A 15,623-nucleotide genomic window follows, 5' to 3' on the forward strand; every position below is an offset into this window, starting at 1 on the left:
CACACAAATACTAATCATATGTCAGACGAGAAAATAATCTTTTCAATGGCTGGAGTGAGTAAAATCTATCCACCACAAAAACAGGTTTTAAAAAATATCTACTTATCATTCTTTTACGGAGCTAAAATTGGCGTTGTTGGTTTAAACGGATCGGGTAAATCATCATTACTGAAAATAATTGCGGGATTAGACAAGTCATTTCAAGGGGAAGTTGTTTTTAGTCCGGGCTTTAGTGTTGGCTATTTAGCGCAAGAACCAATCTTAGATGAAAATAAAACGGTTCGTGAAGTAGTTGAAGAGGGTGTCGCAGAAATTACTTCGATCCTTAAAGAATATGAAGAAGTTAACGAAGCATTTGGCTTAGAAGAAAATTATTCGGATGCCGACAAAATGGATAAACTGATGGCTCGCCAGGGCGAGTTGCAGGATAAGATTGATGCGGTTAACGCTTGGGAGCTTGACACAAAATTGGAAAGAGCGATGGATGCCCTTCGCTGTCCTGAACCCGAGACCAAAATCGGTGTACTTTCTGGGGGTGAACGCAGACGAGTGGCTATGTGCCGTTTGTTGTTGCAAGAACCTGATGTTTTATTATTAGATGAGCCAACCAACCACTTGGATGCTGAAAGTATTGATTGGTTAGAGCAATTTTTACAGAATTACAAAGGAACTGTTATTGCCGTTACCCACGACAGGTATTTCTTGGACAATGTTGCTGGGTGGATCTTAGAATTGGATCGCGGTGAAGGTATTCCTTGGAAAGGCAATTATTCATCATGGCTAGACCAAAAAGCGAAACGCCTGGCGCAAGAAGATAAAACTGAAAGCAAGCGTCAAAAAGCCTTGGAGCGTGAGCTCGAATGGGTGCGTATGGCTCCAAAAGCCCGTCACGCAAAATCTAAAGCGCGTTTGGCTAATTATGATAAGTTAGCTTCAGAAGATGGCAAGGAACGTGAAGATAAACTAGAATTATTTATTCCGGCAGGTCCGCGCCTAGGAAATGTGGTAATCGAAGCAAATGAGGTTACTAAAGCCTATGGCGATAAAATTTTATTCGAAAACCTTACCTTCTCTTTACCCCCTGCTGGCATTGTAGGGATTATTGGTCCGAATGGAGCTGGTAAAACCACCTTATTCCGTTTAATTACGGGACAAGAACAACCCGACAAAGGGACATTTAGAGTTGGTGAAACCGTGGCATTGGGCTACGTAGATCAAATGCATAATGATTTGGATGCTGAAAAAACTGTTTATGAAAATATAACCGATGGTTTAGACAATATTCAGCTAGGCAATAAAGCCGTTAATGGTAGAGCTTATGTTTCGAAATTTAATTTTAACGGTGGCGATCAACAGAAAAAAGTTGGTATTTTATCGGGCGGTGAGAGAAATCGAGTACACCTGGCTATTACCTTAAAAAAAGGTGCCAATGTGTTATTACTCGATGAACCCACCAATGATATTGACGTAAACACTTTACGCGCGCTAGAAGAAGCCTTAGAAAATTTCGGCGGTTGTGCGGTTGTTATTAGTCACGATAGATGGTTTTTAGACAGAATTTGCACGCATATCCTAGCCTTTGAAGGTAACTCAGAAGTATATTTCTTCGAGGGAAATTATTCTGATTACGAAGAAAACAGAAAGAAGAGACTGGGAGACGTAACCCCACATAGGATTAGATACAAAAAACTAGTTTAGGGATTTTAACATTGACAGCGTTATCAGTACGATATGAAAAACTTTGTCAATGTTAAGTTGTTATATAGCTAATTAACCGACTTATATTTGAAATTATGAAGAGAATACTTGTTGTTGATGACGACGATGACGTACTGGAAACTACCCAGTTGATTTTAGAAATAGCAGGCTACGATGTCGAACCTTTAAATGACGCTGAATTAATTTTCGACCGCATTGAGGAGTTCGAACCTAATTTAATTATCCTGGATATCGTTTTGGGTAAGATTGATGGAAGAGTGATTTGCGGTCAGATCAAATGTCACCAGGATACTAAAGATATACCAGTTTTAATGATGTCAGGTCTTTACGACATACAAGAAGTCCAAGAAATGGAATGCGCACCAGACGACTTTATGTCCAAGCCCTTTAAAATGGATGTACTTTTAGAAAAAATTGAAAAACTAGTTAACAAAAAAAAACCAGTAAGGTATGATATAAACTAACACCTGATCTATACTTTTTTCTCCTCTCTAGGTCCTCGTTTATAAATGACTAAGCCATTTAAAAAGTTGCGCAAAATCTGATCTCCGCATTTTTTAAAATTTGGATGTTCATCATTCCTGAAGATATCTCCTAGCTCACTCTTCGTAACGGTAAAGTTTACCAAATTACAGATTTCAATAATCTGATCACTATTTAAGGATAATGCTACCCTTAGCTTCTTCATAATATCGTTGTTGCTCATCAGTTTTTCTTTTAATTTCTTTAATTGTTGATTGTCGGTTTTTGGTAGGCTTTCGTTTACCTGCGAAAACCCAACTAGCTTACTAACTACATCGCTGTTTCAATTTTAACTTTTTTATTTTTCACTCTTTCACTGGCCAAGGCCCTAATTACCTGCGACACTAGTTTTCTCTTAATGGCCACATAGGATGCCTGGTCTTTAACTTCGATCAAACCTACATCTTCCTTTTGCAATCCACCTTTTTTAAGCAATAAACCAACTATATCGATTTTATTAACCTTATCTTTTTTCCCCGCACTAATATATAAAGTTTGCCAGATACTATCCTGAGGTAGTTTATAAGGCCCCTTTAATTGTTCTACTTCAATATCTGCTTTTAAAAATGGATATTTCTCATCATCAGCAATAATTAAATAGGCTGTGCCCTTCGCATTCATTCTAGCGGTTCTTCCATTGCGGTGTAGAAATGCATCTTCCGTATACGGTAGTTGATAGTGAATAATAAATTCAACTTCCGGGATATCTAAGCCTCTTGCTGCAAGATCTGTAGTGATTAAAATCTTAATACTGCCATTTCTAAACTTCAATAAAGCTCTTTCCCGTTCGTCCTGTTCCATCCCACCATGAAAAATATCATGCGCCAAATCCTTATCAATTAATAGATCACTAATCCGGTCTACGGTTTCCCGATGATTGCAAAAAATTAAGGTGGTTTTACTTCCAATCTTACAAATCAACTCGAATAAAGTAACCAATTTATCTTCGGCAGTTGTAGGCACTTTCTTTAATTTTAAATCGGGCGCAATCTGCAGGTCCTTTAAAAAATTTATTTCAGTTGGACTTTTTAATCCGGTAAACGTAGGAATTTCATCCATCGCAGTTGCAGAAGTTAAAATTCTTTGCTTCAATGATAAAAGTTGTCTGATAATGTAAGACATATCCTCCGTGAACCCAAATTCTAACGCTTTATCAAATTCATCCAACACCAGGGTAGTGATGGTAGATTCATCAAAATTTTGATGACGAAGATGATAAGCAATTCTACCCGGTGTACCAATTAACACGGAAGGCGCTTGTTCAAGATTATTCCTTTCGGTTTTAATAGGATGCCCGCCATAGCAGCAGTTTACTTTAAAACCAGTAGCCATTTGTTTGAAAACCTGCTCTATTTGCAAAGCCAATTCTCGCGATGGTACTAAAATAAGGCATTGTACTCCCTTTACTCCTACTTTCAAATTCGCTAAAACCGGTAATAAAAAAGCCAGGGTTTTACCAGAACCTGTTGGCGCTAAAACCAGTATATCGCTTCCAGTTTTCGTTGCCGAGATTGCAGCCAACTGCATCTCGTTAAGCGCAGTGATCTTTAAATTATCAAGTACTGGTTGAATTATCATGATGCAAAGGTAAGGATAAGTTTGACGTAAAGCGTAAAGCGTTTTTAGGTAAGGATGTATATACACTCGACGATTTACTCCATAACTTGTTGACAACCAATAAAATGTTAAGAAATAACAATATTAACTTAACAATAATATCATTTTAAGCACCTAATTTTAGGATACCTGATCAGGAAGCAAGTATAATGGATAACATTTAAACCAAAAAACATATGACCTGGAAGAAGTTTAGCGGCGAAGTTATACACTCGTCAATCTTAGAAGAAGTAGAACAAGCGATTATTCGAGAAACCGAAAATGGTTACAAACTCAAGGTATGCATCGGAACGGATTCTCAAGTGAAAGGGACTGTTACCGACTTTGCAACCGTAATTGTATTACTCAGAGAACATCACGGGGGCTTTATGTATATTGCACAAGATAAAAGCACACAACAAATGAGCATTAAAGAGCGCATGCTGGTAGAAGTGCAAAAATCTATCGAAACAGCCTATTCAATTTGCGATTTATTGGATATTTATGATGTCGACTTAGAAGTTCACGCAGATATCAATACCAGTCCGATGTTTAAATCTAATAAAGCGCTCAACGAAGCAATGGGTTACATTTTAAGCATGGGCTTCATTTTCAAAGCTAAACCGGAAGCGTTCGCTAGTTCTACTTGCGCAGATAAAATGGTTCACTAACCCTACCAATTCTTCTTAACGATTGTTCTTTCCAGACGGTCATTGGGAGTTTCAGTTTTGCCTATCATATAGTCTTTAAATGATTGAGCAAAATGGTGAGCATATTGAGCAGCTTGGATCTGGTACTCCCGCCATTGTACTGCATTTAGCTTACCTGGATTATTTTCTAATGGTGTGCCTTTATGGGTAGCAGCCACAAAATTCCCATAACGATCCCTGTAATAAGGAATAAAATTAAAATTTGAGAGCCAAAAGCGATACTTACCGTCCTTTACTTCCGCCCGGAAATGGTAGGAAATTTCCCCAGAAGGATGCGACATTACCAATACTGTTTTATTGATAACTAGCTTTCCGACTGCCATGAAAGAGCTATCACCGTGTACCTCTTTTTGTTTTACATCTTTGAAGGTTTTTTTTAGAAAATCCGTAACCTTTTCACTTAGCTGCGCACTAGGCATTCCATTTATTTCCACTAATTCATAATAGATAAACTTACCCTGCTCATCCACCCCCAAGAGCTCATTCTGGGCATCGCAAAAGGAGAAGCTGAGCAAGAGTAGTAAAAAAATACTGATAAATTTCATGAGCAGACACTCAAATTAAAAGCTATATACGGCAGCCAACGAAAATTGTGATGCAGATTTAATTCCCAAACCATTTTTCATAAAGCTCTGAGAAAAGTCCTTGTCATCATCAAAACGGATTTCCGGGATAAAGGTCAACCCACCAGATTTAATATTACCGGAAAGGGTTAAAGACGTTACCGTGGCTTCAGGTGCCGCACCTACGCCCTTAATTTTAAACCCTTCCCCTCTAAGTCCCAAAGCAAAACTTGGCGTGAACGAATATTGTGGATAGATCGCAACACCCGCATAACCTCCATTATCATCTGAAATCGTGTAATCGGCAGCATTTAACCCCAACTTAAATTTCTCTGTAATTTGATAAGCTGTAGTTAAATCTAAAATTGTTCCTGTTCCTGCAGCACCAGCAGATTTGCCCGACAATACATTTAAATAAGCTGTCCATCCCTCAACAGGGCTTATCGTTAACTGAGCGCCAATATGCGAAACACCATTAAAATCCTGGTAAACATTCCAATCATTAAATAGACCCGCCATCAAACTTACCTTGTCAGAAAACGTATAAGATGCCTTGATACCAGCATTTTGAAAAGGACCCGATCCAAATAAGTAAGAAGTTGAGTAGTTGAAATTTGCTGTCGGAGAAATTACTTCATACCCTACAAAGGTTCCCATGTAGCCTGCAGTCATGCTAAATTTCTCTGTAAATGCATAACTAACATATAAATTCTGGATATGAAAACTATTTGTTGTTTCATCATAAACACCATTGGCATTAGGAATAGATTGCGCTTGTCCTCTTGGTCCAAATGATAATTCACCAACAAACGATGCTTTCCCAGTCGTTTTTTTCAATGCAAGATCTATCATTCCCAGAGAAATTGAGTTTTGTTCATTAGCAAAGTAAGTTTTGATGTTGCCTGCCTTGTTAAAATCATATTTATAATAGGTATCAACAGAACCTGATATTTGCAGGGGCGATGGTGCAGTGTCCTGGGCATAGGTAATTGTTGCTAAACCTAACGCGGATAACGAGAGTAGAATTTTGATTTTCATATCTTAAAATTTACAGCGATGAGTAATTAATTAAATGTTTGGAATTTCTTGACCGGCAACGATTAATGTACCTTGAGTATATTTCTCGTCGTGTTGACTGGCATCCAGACCTTCTTCCTCTTCTTCAGCACTAACCCGTATTGGTTGGAATAAATTAATTACTTTGAAAATAAAGAATGACAATACAAAACTAAAAATGATCACGATTAACGCCCCTTTTAACTGCGTTAGAAAGAAAGCTGGATTTCCATAAAACAAACCATCTGCACCAGCAGCATTTACTGTTTTAGTGGCAAAGACCCCGGTTAATAACATACCTACTATACCGCCAACACCGTGGCAAGGAAACACGTCCAGCGTATCATCTAAACTTGTTTTTTGTTTCCAGGAAACTACCAAATTTGAAATAACCGCAGCAATTGCACCAATAAATATACTGGCAGGAATACCCACAAAACCCGCACCAGGTGTGATGGCAACTAAACCGACAACCGCACCAATACAGAAACCTAAAACTGACGGCTTTTTACCTCTTGCAACATCAAAAAACATCCAAGATAACCCTGCAGCACCTGCAGCAGTATTAGTCGTTAAAAATGCCGAAACAGCTAAACTATTTGCTCCCAGCGCAGAACCAGCATTAAAACCGAACCAGCCAAACCATAATAAGCCAGTACCAATTAGCACATAAGGTATATTTGCAGGCGGAACTTCTTTATGTTCCAAGTGAGATTTTCTACGTTTTAACACCAACGCTCCCGCTAAGGCTGCCATACCTGCCGAAATATGTACCACTGTACCTCCAGCAAAATCTAAAACACCCATTTTCAAAAGAAAGCCTTCAGGATGCCAAGTCCAGTGTGCCAATGGAGAGTAAACAAACAAGGCGAAAAGGACGATGAACAAAATATACGAAGTGAAACGAATACGTTCCGCCACTGCACCAACAACCAAGCCAGGCGTAATAATGGCAAACATCAATTGGAAAACAGCAAACAGGGAAAGGGGAATTGTTAAATCGGCTCCATTCTGTAAATGTGGAGCACCAGAATTTACTCCTTGAAAGAAGAAAAATGTACCAGGGTCGCCTATAAATCCACCTATGGTATCACCAAAAGCTAAACTGAAACCACACACTACCCATAATACGGTTATTACACCGGCGGCAACAACACTTTTAATCATCGTCGACAAAATATTTTTACGATGAACCATCCCTCCATAAAAAAACGCCAAGCCGGGAGTCATCAAAAAAACGAATGCCGCAGCAATTAGTATAAAAGCGATATCAGGACCGCTGTATTTTCCCTCATCAAAGTTTGGGAGCAAAGGAACAAATAGCGACAATATTGCAACTATCATTAAAACTGCAAACGGACCCCATTGTTTAAATAAAACTTTTGCCATAGAATTTAGTTATTTTTCGTGTTTATTTGATTAATTATTATAAAAATAGAAATAATTATTAATTAATTACACATTATTTTAATAAAAAAATGATTTTTTATTAAAAAATATAATAATAATCCATTTTTATACAACAAAAACCAAACAAATACTTAGAAATAAAGAATATAATACCAAAATTTACATCATTTATCCATTAATTTAGCTGAATTACACCAAATAAAATTATAATAATTAAAAATTATAACAAAAACCTCACTATTTTCTGAGAAACACTGTTAATCATGATAAAAAATCTACTAATTCACATCCCGCTAGTTGTTTTAGTTAGCCTATACTTTTTTTATCTATTGGGCTAAGACAAGCTTCGCCTCTGCTTCGGGATTGTTTCGTACTTTTTTCGAGATGAGTCCAATATGAGTCCAGTATGAGTCCAATATAAGTCCAACTTTTACCGTAAAAAGCTGGACTTAACATAGATTCAATTTTCACTTTATTTAGATTTATCTCAAAGCGGTCTCGAACCAAGTACGAGGCTGTCCCGAGCAAGAGCGGAACAGAGACAAGGTCAATAACTTGAATGGATGTTTAAGAAGGAAATGGGTTAGTGTGTGAACTATATGCTACGCATACGCTGAGCCTTGAACAACACCTCTTCGTTCAATCTCCTTATCCATATAGGTTTGGATAGCTGATTTATTTAATCCCCAGTTGGGCGCAATTAATAAGTCCCAATCCGATATCCCAAATAAACGTTGAATAACGATATCAGGCCGTAGTAAAGGGATTAACTCACAAAGTAAATCTGTATACTCTTCGAGGGTAAATAATTTGAAGGGGTTCTTTTTATACTTAGCACCCATGATGGAGCCATCTACAACATGGAGGTGGTGGAACTTGACGAATTTAATTTGAGGAAAGCGGTTGATCTCATGAATATAACCTTTCATCATCTCACGCGTTTCCCATGGAAAGCCAAAAATTGTATGCACACAGAGATCCAATTTTGAATTTTCGAGAAGTTCCACAGCTTTCACAAATTCACCGTGACTACAACCTCTATTGATCTGTTCCAAAGTTTCATCATAGATCGATTCCATTCCCATTTCTAAATCTACATCGAAACGGTCGGTATAACCCTCTAGTAAGGCTACTTTTTCGGCATCAATACAATCAGGACGTGTACCCACAGCAAAACCAACTACATCTTCAGCATTTACCGCCAGCGCTTCGTCGTACATCATCTTTAAATAGTGCACTGGCGCATAGGTATTGGTGTTAGGCTGAAAGTAAACAATAAATTTATCTGCTTTGTAAGAAGTTCTTGCTCGTTGCATCCCTTCTAAAAGCTGATCTTTGATATTGGGATTTTTACGGGAGGGCTCTGGTGTAAAAGAATCGACGTTACAATAGGTACACCCTCCGTAACCTTTGCTACCATCGCGGTTAGGACAGGTAAAACCACCATCAACAATTACTTTAAATACACGCTTACCCTGATATTTTTCACGCAGGTGTACCCCATAGCTTTTATACCCCTTAATACCCAAATCTATTGCCGTTCCCATTCTGCAAAAATACGAGGATTTTATGAGAATCCTATTCCTTAGGCTTAGTAATATAATACACAGGTATTCCCACCAACATAATAACTACACCCCAGCCACAAGTGCTCGTTTTAGTAATTAACAACGAAACACATATGGCAGTCGCGGCTATAATATATATAAAAGGTAAAACCGGATAACCAAATGCTTTATAAGGACGTTCTGCATTGGGCATTTTTCTTCTTAAAATAAAAATTCCATATATAGTTAATATATAAAATATGATTACGATAATCATCACATAATCCAACAGATCACCATATTTACCCGTTAAGCATAATGCCGATGCCCAAATACATTGAGCCCACAATGCCCATGCTGGAACACTGGCCGCATTTAAATGAGCAGCTTTTTTAAAGAACAAACCATCTTTCGCCATTGTATAATATACCCTCGAACCCGCCATAATCAGCCCATTATTGCAGGCAAAAGTTGAGATCATGATCATGACCGCAATGATGATCGTACCTGTATTTCCAAAAATATACTGCGCTGCATCTACCGCTACCCGGTCTTCTTTGGCAAAGGCAATTTCATTTAATGGCATCACTGCCACATACATTAAATTTGCCAATACATAAATAACACTCACGATTAACGTACCCAAGAACAAGCTCAAACCTACATTTCGTTGTGGGTTTTTAATTTCACCTGCTATAAACGTAACTCCATTCCAGGCATCACTACTAAAAAGTGAGCCGACCATCGACGCTGCAATACCGGCCGCTAATGCGGTACCACCTATACTAATCCAAGCGGCCGAAGGCGCATCAAACATTTTCGAGTCCCAAGCGTTTGCCCAGTTGGCATCCCAAACTGCACTGCTAGCACCCAAGGTAAAACCAAATATAATTAACCCAAATAACGAAAGTATTTTAATGATTGTTAAAAAAGTTTGCAGCGACTTACTATTCTTAACACCTCTGCTATTGATATAAGTAAGCAATATTATCGTAAAGATCGACACAAGTTGAGCGGCATTTAACTTAAACGACCCAAGTTCGTATAATATATTCTTTTCGCTGACAACGGGTATTAAGTAAGCCGTAAACTTTGAAAATGCAACACCAACTGCAGCGATCGTCCCTGTTTGAATAACCGCAAAAAAGCTCCAACCATACAAGAAAGCAATTAATTTATTATAGGCTTCTTTTAGGTAAACGTATTGGCCACCAGCTTTTGGAAACATCGCACTTAACTCTCCGTAGCTTACTGCAGCAATCATGGTAATGACCGCAGTTAATACCCAAATTAAAATTAACCAGCCCGCCGACCCTACTTGTCGTGCGATATCTGCACTTACGATAAATATTCCCGAACCGATCATCGAGCCTACAACGAGCATGGTGCCGTCAAACAGACCAAGTTCTCTTTTAAAAGAACCTTCTTCTTTTTGGTTTTTCATTAGTCTTTAGTTTGTTTTTTAATGGTGATGAAGCTATCATGAGTGTATTTATGCTTTTATCTGGTGAACACACTCATGATGGTTTCATTAGTTTTTAGTTTGTTTTAATGGTGATGAAGCTATCATGAGGGTGTTTTTTTGCCTTTATTGGCGAGTACAATCATGGTGGTTCCATTTTTTAGTTTATTTGTTGTTTTTTTGGTTTATATTGGGCTAATATATATTAAAAAAGGTGGAAAAAAAATAGGCTCAGAGAATGATAATCACGGATATTTGGAGAAACCGAAAAAATGTTAACAATCATTTACTTAAAAATTTGATTATTAGCTAAACACGCTTATTTTTGCAACCCTTGTATTATTTTTATTTCACAACAAAACAACTAAACTATAAAATTAAAGTATGGAGTTTCTACAAAACAATTTAATCTATTCCATTCCACTATTGGGCTTAATCGGTATTCTGGTTATGGCAGTAAAAAGTGCATGGGTAAACAAACAAGATGCTGGTGACGCAAATATGCAGGAACTTGCCGGCTACATTGCCGATGGTGCGATGGCCTTTCTAAAAGCAGAATGGAAAGTATTGAGCATTTTTGCGGTCTTCGCCGCAGCTTTACTAGCCTACTCTGGAACTATCCATGAAATTAATGGTAAAGAAATCCACTCAAGCTGGATCATCTCCATTTCTTTCTTAATTGGTGCTTTTTTCTCGGCATTTGCTGGATACATTGGCATGAAAGCGGCCACAAAAGCAAATGTTCGTACTACACAGGCTGCGAGAACGAGTTTAAAACAAGCTTTAAAAGTTAGCTTTACCGGCGGAACTGTAATGGGTCTTGGTGTAGCAGGTTTAGCTGTTTTAGGTTTGGGAGGATTATTCATTGTATTTCTTTCTTATTTTGATGTGATCGGCGCTGATGGGGCTGTAAGCGTGATCAATATGAAAACTGCTATTGAAGTATTAACAGGATTCTCTCTTGGAGCTGAATCGATTGCTTTATTTGCGCGTGTTGGTGGTGGCATTTATACTAAAGCGGCCGACGTTGGTGCAGATTTAGTTGGTAAAGTTGAAGCTGGTATTCCTGAAGATGACGTACGTAATCCTGCAACTATTGCGGATAACGTGGGTGACAATGTAGGTGATGTTGCTGGTATGGGCGCTGATTTATTCGGTTCCTATGTAGCTACCATTTTAGCTACTATGGTATTGGGACAAGAGATCACGGTGGTTGATAAATTTGGAGGCATGTCTCCTATCCTATTGCCAATGGTAATTTGCGGATTGGGAATCATCTTCTCGATTATAGGAACATGGTTCGTAACTATTAAGGATGAGAAATCTAATGTTCAAAATGCTTTGAATCTTGGTAACTGGTCGTCGATTGTGATTACAGCTATTGCATCCTTCTTTATTGTAAAATGGATGTTGCCAGATACTTTAAATCTTCGTGGTTATGAGTTTTCTAGTATGAATGTATTTTATGCAATCATGGTGGGTTTGGTAGTAGGAACGATCATGAGCATTATTACTGAATATTATACGGCGATGGGCAAAGCGCCTGTTAATTCAATTATCCAGCAATCTTCTACCGGTCACGCAACAAATATCATTGCAGGTTTATCCGTAGGAATGAAATCAACGGTTATTCCTATTTTAGTGTTAGCGGGCGGGATTATGGCTTCGTACTACTTTGCAGGCTTGTATGGTGTAGCAATCGCTGCTGCAGGTATGATGGCAACCACTGCGATGCAATTAGCGATTGATGCATTTGGACCTATTGCAGATAACGCAGGTGGTATTGCAGAAATGAGTCAACTACCGCCGGAAGTTCGCGAGCGTACTGATAATTTAGATGCAGTAGGAAATACCACTGCTGCTACGGGAAAAGGATTTGCAATTGCTTCGGCTGCATTAACTTCTCTAGCTTTGTTCGCAGCCTTTGTGGGTATTGCAGGTATTACAGCAATTGATATCTATAAGGCTCCTGTGTTAGCAGGTTTATTTGTTGGAGGTATGATACCTTTCGTATTCTCTGCATTGTGTATTCAAGCTGTCGGTAAAGCTGCCATGGATATGGTTCAGGAGGTGCGTAGACAGTTTCGCGATATTCCAGGTATCATGGAATATAAAGCGAAACCAGAATATGAAAAATGTGTAGCTATTTCAACTAAAGCATCTATCCGTGAGATGATGTTACCTGGCGCTATTGCGTTAATCACACCAGTAATTGTAGGTTTTACTTTTGGCCCTGAGGTATTAGGGGGGTTATTGGCAGGGGTAACTGTATCAGGTGTTTTAATGGGTATTTTCCAATCTAATGCAGGTGGAGCGTGGGATAATGCAAAAAAATCATTCGAGAAAGGTGTGGAGATCAATGGGGAAATGTATTATAAAAAATCAGAACCACACAAAGCTTCTGTTACCGGCGATACAGTAGGTGATCCATTTAAGGATACTTCTGGCCCCTCGATGAACATCCTCATCAAATTAATGTCTATCGTGTCATTGGTTATCGCTCCTTACATTGCTATTAGTGCAGTTAATGAGACTGGCAGTACTGAGGTGATCAAAGAAATTAGGATCACTAAATCTGTTGATTCGTTAGGCAACGAGCGCGTAGATACCATAAAAAATGAGGTAGATACAATTATAAAACGTTAGTGAGTTATAAATGTTACACATAATAAAGGCCACTTTGACAAACTTTGAAAAGTTTGTCAAAGTGGCCTTTATTATTACATTAATTTTATTTAGGTTTGAACCTACAAATTATTAATACTGTTAAACTAAACCAAAAATCTAAACAAACTATATGAGTTTATTTGTTAAGAAATCAGTCGAACAGCTTTTATTAGATTCTGCTGAATCTGAAAAAGGCTTAAAACGTACCCTATCTGCCGGATCCCTAGTGGCGCTTGGCATTGGAGCTATCATAGGAGCCGGTCTCTTTGTAAGAACTGCTGCTGCCGCTGCTCAAAATGCCGGACCTTCAGTTACTATCGGCTTTATATTAGCTGCAATTGGCTGTGCATTAGCAGGTTTATGTTATGCCGAATTATCTTCATCTATTCCAATCTCTGGTAGTGCTTACACTTATACCTACGCTACAATGGGCGAGTTTATGGCCTGGATTATCGGATGGGATTTAGTATTAGAATACGCAGTTGGTGCTGCCACAGTGGGTATAGCATGGAGTGAGTATTTAAATAATTTTCTTGTGGAAGTCGTCGGGGTCGGGGCCATACCCTATCAATGGTGTCACTCGCCTTTTCAAACCTCACCAGATGGCGTAACGGGTATCATTAATATTCCGGCACTTTTGATCGTTTCTGTTCTTAGTTTATTATTAATTAAGGGAACTAAAGAATCTGCGATTGTGAACAACTTGATCGTGATTGTAAAAGTGACCATTGTGATCATGATTATCATCTTAGGATGGGGCTATGTTAATCCTGCATACCACACACCTTATATCCCTGAAGCTACAACTTATACCGACCATCAAGGAATTACGTACAATTTCGGAGGTATCATGGGAATTTTAGGGGCTGCAGGAACAGTGTTCTTCGCTTTTATTGGTTTCGATGCGGTAAGTACTGCTGCGCAGGAAACTAAAAACCCAAAGACAGCAATGCCAATTGGTATTTTAGGCTCATTGGCAGTTTGTACCGTGTTGTATATTCTGTTTGCACACGTATTAACTGGACTTGCGCCGCTTGAGTTCTTTAGAGATCCAAGTAAAGGTGGAGAAGCTTCGGTTGTTGCTGCTATTAAGGAAGGGATGCCCGCTACTTACAGTTGGTTAAGTAAGTCGGTTACAGTGGCTATTTTAGCAGGATTTTCATCGGTAATTTTGGTGATGTTACTTGGACAAAGCCGCGTATTCTATTCGATGAGTAAAGACGGATTATTACCTGCAGTATTTTCCAAGTTACACCCTAAGTATCAAACTCCATATAAAGGTAACTTAGTGATTTTAATTTTAGTGGGCGTTTTTGCTGCTTTTGTTCCTGGCGATGTGGTGGGACACATGACCAGTATTGGTACTTTGTTTGCCTTTATGTTAGTTTGTGTAGCTGTAATTATTTTAAGAAAAACCAATCCAGAATTGCCTCGTCAATTTAAGACTCCGCTTGTGCCATTTATCCCAATTCTTGGGGTTATTGCCTGTGGGTTAATGATATTCGGTTTAGGATGGGAAAACTGGCTGAGATTATTTGCCTGGTTAGCTATAGGTTTTGTTATCTATTTCTTATATAGCCGCAAACACTCAAAGTTAAACCACCCAGATAAAGAATAACCTTGATATAATTAAAGCCCCTGAAAAATCAGGGGCTTTTTTTGTTGGCGTGGATTTTATAATTTCATCACACTAATATTTTACCTTTACCTAAAATTAAATAAGATGGACTACTTTAAATTTGATTTCAGCCAAATTCTTTCTACCACCATGGTTTTATTTGCCATTATTGATATTTTAGGTTCAATTCCTATTATTATCGAACTTCGAAAGAAAGCAGGACATATCCAATCGGAAAAGGCCGCAATTGTAGCCACGGTGCTGATGATCATATTTTTATTTGCCGGAAAAACATTGCTGGCTGTGATTGGGGTTGACGTGGCTTCATTCGCAATTGCGGGATCATTTGTGATTTTTGCCATTGCTATGGAAATGGTATTAGGCCTCACGCTGTTCAGGGATGAAGTACCAGAAACAGTTTCCATCGTTCCACTCGCATTCCCACTCATTGCTGGAGCGGGAACTATGACTACGCTTTTATCATTAAAAACAGAATACACTACGCCGAACATTATTGTTGGCATTATGTTAAATATGCTGTTTGTTTACTTTGTATTAAAGAACACCAACCGACTAGAGAAACTTTTCGGCAAAACTGGATTAAATATTTTACGTAAAGCTTTTGGAATTATATTATTGGCAATTGCAATTAAGTTATTTAGGACAAATACGGGTCTATAGTTAAACTGTAACAAAAATTCACTAAATTAGTCTTATATCTGTAAAGCCCTTATCATGAACAGCTTTGAGCAA

At 38.3% G+C, this 15,623-nt stretch carries 13 protein-coding genes; 6 read left to right on the forward strand and 7 right to left on the reverse strand.

Going from position 1 to position 15,623, the window contains the following annotated elements:
- Nucleotides 1–18 precede the first annotated feature (18 nt).
- On the forward strand, nucleotides 19–1,698 hold the full coding sequence (ettA, locus tag BM207_RS11180; protein WP_090994029.1) for an energy-dependent translational throttle protein EttA: 1,680 nt from the start codon (nucleotides 19–21) through the stop codon (nucleotides 1,696–1,698).
- A 95-nt stretch (nucleotides 1,699–1,793) separates the two neighbouring features.
- Complete coding sequence (locus BM207_RS11185; RefSeq protein ID WP_090994031.1) at nucleotides 1,794–2,183, forward strand: response regulator; 390 nt, start codon at nucleotides 1,794–1,796, stop codon at nucleotides 2,181–2,183.
- A gap of 8 nt (nucleotides 2,184–2,191) precedes the next feature.
- Here BM207_RS11185 and BM207_RS11190 read toward each other — a convergent pair whose 3' ends face one another.
- A complete protein-coding gene (locus BM207_RS11190; protein WP_090994033.1) occupies nucleotides 2,192–2,425 on the reverse strand; it encodes a DUF1456 family protein in 234 nt (77 codons plus the stop codon).
- Between the two features lie 86 nt (nucleotides 2,426–2,511).
- Nucleotides 2,512–3,819, reverse strand: coding sequence for a DEAD/DEAH box helicase (locus BM207_RS11195; RefSeq protein WP_090994035.1), 1,308 nt, complete (start codon nucleotides 3,817–3,819; stop codon nucleotides 2,512–2,514).
- A 215-nt stretch (nucleotides 3,820–4,034) separates the two neighbouring features.
- Between BM207_RS11195 and BM207_RS11200 the strand changes: the two genes are divergently transcribed.
- Entirely contained in the window at nucleotides 4,035–4,508 is a 474-nt protein-coding gene (locus BM207_RS11200; protein ID WP_090994037.1) for a ribonuclease H-like YkuK family protein, read from the forward strand.
- Nucleotides 4,509–4,510: 2 nt separating this feature from the next.
- On the opposite strand, the gene BM207_RS11205 is transcribed toward BM207_RS11200, so the two are convergent.
- The 5 genes from BM207_RS11205 to BM207_RS11225 all read right to left on the reverse strand — a co-directional run bounded on the left by BM207_RS11205 (nucleotide 4,511) and on the right by BM207_RS11225 (nucleotide 10,567).
- Entirely contained in the window at nucleotides 4,511–5,092 is a 582-nt protein-coding gene (locus BM207_RS11205; protein ID WP_090994039.1) for a DUF4468 domain-containing protein, read from the reverse strand.
- Between the two features lie 15 nt (nucleotides 5,093–5,107).
- Nucleotides 5,108–6,148: a porin gene (locus tag BM207_RS11210; protein ID WP_090994041.1), complete on the reverse strand. Its 1,041-nt coding sequence runs from the start codon at nucleotides 6,146–6,148 to the stop codon at nucleotides 5,108–5,110.
- A gap of 30 nt (nucleotides 6,149–6,178) precedes the next feature.
- Nucleotides 6,179–7,555, reverse strand: coding sequence for an ammonium transporter (locus tag BM207_RS11215; protein ID WP_090994043.1), 1,377 nt, complete (start codon nucleotides 7,553–7,555; stop codon nucleotides 6,179–6,181).
- A gap of 623 nt (nucleotides 7,556–8,178) precedes the next feature.
- On the reverse strand, nucleotides 8,179–9,123 hold the full coding sequence (locus BM207_RS11220) for a tRNA modification radical SAM protein MnmL/YtqA (RefSeq protein WP_090994045.1): 945 nt from the start codon (nucleotides 9,121–9,123) through the stop codon (nucleotides 8,179–8,181).
- Between the two features lie 31 nt (nucleotides 9,124–9,154).
- On the reverse strand, nucleotides 9,155–10,567 hold the full coding sequence (locus tag BM207_RS11225; RefSeq protein WP_090994047.1) for an APC family permease: 1,413 nt from the start codon (nucleotides 10,565–10,567) through the stop codon (nucleotides 9,155–9,157).
- Between the two features lie 402 nt (nucleotides 10,568–10,969).
- On the opposite strand from BM207_RS11225, the gene BM207_RS11230 reads away from it, so the two are divergent.
- From BM207_RS11230 to BM207_RS11240, 3 genes are all read left to right on the forward strand, one after another.
- Complete coding sequence (locus BM207_RS11230) at nucleotides 10,970–13,231, forward strand: sodium-translocating pyrophosphatase (RefSeq protein WP_090994049.1); 2,262 nt, start codon at nucleotides 10,970–10,972, stop codon at nucleotides 13,229–13,231.
- Between the two features lie 151 nt (nucleotides 13,232–13,382).
- Nucleotides 13,383–14,870, forward strand: coding sequence for an amino acid permease (locus tag BM207_RS11235; protein WP_090994051.1), 1,488 nt, complete (start codon nucleotides 13,383–13,385; stop codon nucleotides 14,868–14,870).
- A 105-nt stretch (nucleotides 14,871–14,975) separates the two neighbouring features.
- Nucleotides 14,976–15,551 carry a MarC family protein gene (locus BM207_RS11240; protein ID WP_090994053.1) on the forward strand — a complete coding sequence of 192 codons (576 nt, stop codon included), beginning with the start codon at nucleotides 14,976–14,978 and terminating at the stop codon, nucleotides 15,549–15,551.
- Nucleotides 15,552–15,623: the final 72 nt, after the last annotated feature.

It is taken from the genome of Pedobacter insulae, from assembly GCF_900113525.1.
Classification (GTDB): Bacteria; Bacteroidota; Bacteroidia; order Sphingobacteriales; family Sphingobacteriaceae; genus Pedobacter; species Pedobacter insulae.

Coding starts and splice junctions, on each gene's coding strand:
- BM207_RS11230 (WP_090994049.1), top strand. CDS start 10,970: ATGGAGTTTCTACAAAACAATTTAATCTATTCCATTCCACTATTGGGC.
- BM207_RS11210 (WP_090994041.1), bottom strand. CDS start 6,148: ATGAAAATCAAAATTCTACTCTCGTTATCCGCGTTAGGTTTAGCAACA.
- BM207_RS11190 (WP_090994033.1), bottom strand. CDS start 2,425: ATGAGCAACAACGATATTATGAAGAAGCTAAGGGTAGCATTATCCTTA.
- BM207_RS11235 (WP_090994051.1), top strand. CDS start 13,383: ATGAGTTTATTTGTTAAGAAATCAGTCGAACAGCTTTTATTAGATTCT.
- BM207_RS11220 (WP_090994045.1), bottom strand. CDS start 9,123: ATGGGAACGGCAATAGATTTGGGTATTAAGGGGTATAAAAGCTATGGG.
- BM207_RS11195 (WP_090994035.1), bottom strand. CDS start 3,819: ATGATAATTCAACCAGTACTTGATAATTTAAAGATCACTGCGCTTAAC.
- BM207_RS11205 (WP_090994039.1), bottom strand. CDS start 5,092: ATGAAATTTATCAGTATTTTTTTACTACTCTTGCTCAGCTTCTCCTTT.
- BM207_RS11185 (WP_090994031.1), top strand. CDS start 1,794: ATGAAGAGAATACTTGTTGTTGATGACGACGATGACGTACTGGAAACT.
- BM207_RS11225 (WP_090994047.1), bottom strand. CDS start 10,567: ATGAAAAACCAAAAAGAAGAAGGTTCTTTTAAAAGAGAACTTGGTCTG.
- BM207_RS11215 (WP_090994043.1), bottom strand. CDS start 7,555: ATGGCAAAAGTTTTATTTAAACAATGGGGTCCGTTTGCAGTTTTAATG.
- BM207_RS11200 (WP_090994037.1), top strand. CDS start 4,035: ATGACCTGGAAGAAGTTTAGCGGCGAAGTTATACACTCGTCAATCTTA.
- ettA (WP_090994029.1), top strand. CDS start 19: ATGTCAGACGAGAAAATAATCTTTTCAATGGCTGGAGTGAGTAAAATC.
- BM207_RS11240 (WP_090994053.1), top strand. CDS start 14,976: ATGGACTACTTTAAATTTGATTTCAGCCAAATTCTTTCTACCACCATG.